The organism is Mycobacterium sp. NAZ190054, assembly GCF_001545925.1.
GTDB lineage: Bacteria > Actinomycetota > Actinomycetes > Mycobacteriales > Mycobacteriaceae > Mycobacterium.
In genome coordinates, this window is the sequence record NZ_LMVQ01000407.1 from 1 (window position 1) to 2,193 (window position 2,193).

2 protein-coding genes are annotated in these 2,193 nt (G+C 72.3%); one reads left to right on the forward strand and one right to left on the reverse strand.

Annotated features, from left to right (window positions below; all coding sequences use genetic code 11):
• Nucleotides 1-18 precede the first annotated feature (18 nt).
• Nucleotides 19-1,530, forward strand: coding sequence for a methyltransferase (locus tag ASJ79_RS22890; RefSeq protein WP_082754005.1), 1,512 nt, complete (start codon nt 19-21; stop codon nt 1,528-1,530).
• A gap of 4 nt (nt 1,531-1,534) precedes the next feature.
• On the opposite strand, the gene ASJ79_RS22895 is transcribed toward ASJ79_RS22890, so the two are convergent.
• On the reverse strand, nt 1,535-2,193 hold a 659-nt coding region (locus tag ASJ79_RS22895), incomplete at its 5' end, for a class I SAM-dependent methyltransferase (RefSeq protein ID WP_067960317.1).

The window sequence follows — 2,193 nt, forward strand, 5'->3', positions numbered from 1 at the left end:
GTGCGGGCCTGAGCCCAGATGGGTCGGGTCGGTGATGTGGCCGTCGCGGATGCCGAGCTGTTTGTTGATCTGCTGGGTGATGAAGAACAACACGACACCGATGGCGACGAGCGCTCCGGCGACGATGCGGGCGCGGCGTTCAGCCGCGGCCTGTGGTGGTCGGCGCTGCGCGCCACCGACCGCGCCGACCCCGGCAGGCAGCCGCTGGCCACGCTGATCCGGCTGTTCCTGCTGGGCACCGAGGAATCCAGGGACGGGGTCGGGCACGCGCTGCCGGGCGCGGGCGTCGACGCGTTGATCGCCAACGGCGTCGTCGAGCCCGCCGGAGCGGACACGGTGCGGGCGGTGCTGGACATCCGTCCGCACAGCGACGGGGCGAGCGACTTCCTGGTGGTCTCCGATCAGGATTCGGCGCTGCGGTCGGGCCCCGTGCGCCACGACCATGTCCTCGGCATCGGCGGCGCGTCGGTGTCGCTGGCCCACGCGGTGGTCCGCGCCCCGGTCGGCCGCGCGCTCGATCTCGGCACCGGATGCGGGATCCAGGCGCTGCACCTTAACGCGCACTGCGACGAGATCGTCGCCACCGACACCAACCAGCGGGCGCTGGCGCTCGCCGCGGCCACCGCGCGCCTCAACGGCATGTCGTGGGATCTGCGGTGCGGCAGCATGTTCGAGCCGGTGGCCGGTGAACGTTTCGACCTCATCGTGTCCAACCCGCCGTTCGTGGTCGGGACCGGTGCGCTGGACTACATCTACCGCGACTCCGGTATGGCCGGAGATGCATTGTGCCAGAAGCTGATCGAACAGGCCGCCGAGCACCTGGAGCCGGGCGGGACCGCGCAGATCATGGCGAACTGGGTCGTGCGCGACGGGGACGACTGGCGCGACCGGGTGGGCGGCTGGCTCGCCGGGACGGGCCTGCACGCGTGGGTGGTGCAGCGCGAGTTCGCCGACCCGATCAGCTATGTGTCGCTGTGGACCTCGGATGCCGGGGAGCCGCCCGAGCAGGCCGCCCGCCGCGGCGCGCAATGGCTGGACTGGTTCGACGCCGAGGGCATCGTCGGGGTCGGGATGGGGATGGTCACGCTGCGGGCGCCGCGGGTCGGCGACACGCGCCCCGCCGACCACGTGCTCGAAGAGATCACCGGCGCCGACGAAGCGCTGACCGGCCCCGAGGTCGAGGCGTTCCTCGCCCGCCGCGAATACCTGCACAACACCAGCGACGAGCAGTTGCTGGCCGCCCGGTTGTCGACCGCGCCGGTGTTCCTGGAGGAGCAGTCCCTGCCCGGCGCCGACGGGTGGCAGGTCATCGGGGCCGCAGTGCGCCGCCCGGGCGGCCCGGCGGCGGTCATCGGAGTCGACGAGGTCTCACGCGCGTTGTTCGCGGGATGCCGTGGCGAGGTTCCGCTGGGCACGCTGGTCGACCTGCTGGCCCGCTTCCACGGCGTCGACTCTGACGCGCTGGCGTGGGCGGCGCTGCCCGTGGTCCGCGAGGCGATCGGACGCGGCATCCTCTATCAGGCCGAGTGAGCGTTCATGCGCGCGACGCCGCGGTGACCACCACATAAGGCGCGGTGAACGCCACCGCGCCGGACGGCTCGACGTGCCCCTGCAGGGTCGTCTCGAACTCCGCGGCCAGCCGGTCGCGCTGCGCCGGGTCGGCGCGGCGGAAGGTCTCCACGTGCACCGGTGATTCCGCCCGCAGGAAGTGCAGCGCCGCGGCGATCGACTCGAACTCCCACCGGTGCCGCCCGTGCTGGATGTCGATGTCGGCGAAACCGGGGTCCAACCGTGCGCCGAGGAGTTCGGCGTCGCCCCACTGGTCGGGGGAGAAGCCCGAGGCCGCCGGCGGCCCGAGCACCGCGACCACGGGGTCGAAGAACGGATTGCTGGTGTCCCTTACCCACGCCGAAAAGGCAAGGACACCAACGGGTTTGAGCAGTCTCGAAATCTCGGCGACCTGGGCCGCGGGGTCGACGAAGATGATGCCCATGTTCGACACCACCGCATCGAAGGACCCGGCGGGCAGACCGGTGTCGGAGGCGTCGCCGACGCGCCAGGTGACCGCGTCGGTGCCGCCGCGTCGCTCGGCGATCGCGAGCAGCTCGGGGGTGTAGTCCACGCCGGTGACCTGCGCACCCCGGGCGGCGGCGGCCAGTGCCGCGGTGGTCGACCTGGCGTGCGGCACCGGCA

What these genes read in the sequence shown, in the direction of transcription:
- ASJ79_RS22890 (WP_082754005.1), top strand. Translation starts at nt 19, where the DNA reads ATGGGTCGGGTCGGTGATGTGGCCGTCGCGGATGCCGAGCTGTTTGTT.